Source organism: Dietzia cinnamea NBRC 102147 (assembly GCF_001571065.1).
Lineage (GTDB): Bacteria > Actinomycetota > Actinomycetes > Mycobacteriales > Mycobacteriaceae > Dietzia > Dietzia cinnamea.
On record NZ_BCSW01000148.1, the window covers coordinates 1 to 725 of the forward strand.

Genomic DNA, 725 nt, shown 5'->3' on the forward strand with positions numbered 1-725 from the left:
GGACTGAGCAGTCGCACGTCGTGGTCTATCGCCCGGAGGAGATCGTCCACATGATCGGCGAACCCCTGAACCCGACCGCGCTGAACGCCGTGCGGTCCGTGCCCAACGACCTCGGTGTCGTCCCGGTGGTGCCACTGGTCAACGCCGACCGGCCCGGAGTCGTGGACGGCACCTCCGAGTTCGCGGACGTGATCGGCCCGGTGGACGCGCTGAACAAGATCCTCGCCGACATGATGGTCACCTCCGAGTCCTACGCCCGCCCCCGCCGCTGGGCCACCGGCCTCGAGGTCGCGGAGGACGACGAGGGGAACCCGATCAACCCGATCCCCGAGTCGGACAAGACGATGATCTCCGAGGACCCGGAAACGAAGTTCGGGCAGCTCTCCGGCGCCGGTCTCGACAGCTACCGGACCGCGGTCGACGTGATCGTCCAGTCCATCTCCGCAGTCACCGGGCTCCCCGGCCACTACCTCGGTGTCATGACCGCGAACCCGGCTAGCGCGGAACAGACCAGGGCAGCCGAGGCGGCACTCACCGCGAAGGCGGAAGCACGACAACAGGCGTTCGGCCGGTCCTGGGAGCAGGTGGGGAGGCTCATGCTCGCCGTGGCCGATGGGCACGACCCGGAGGTGTACGACGTCCGAGTCCGGTGGGCTGATCCGTCGGCCCGTTCGGTGGCAGCGGAGGCCGACGCCACCGTCAAGCTCCACAACGACGGTGTGATT

1 protein-coding gene is annotated in these 725 nt (G+C 68.6%); it reads left to right on the top strand.

The window, feature by feature from the left end; translation table 11 throughout:
* Nucleotides 1-725 (top strand): phage portal protein (locus DCI01S_RS16540; protein ID WP_156482673.1); only part of this gene is annotated, 725 nt, incomplete at both ends.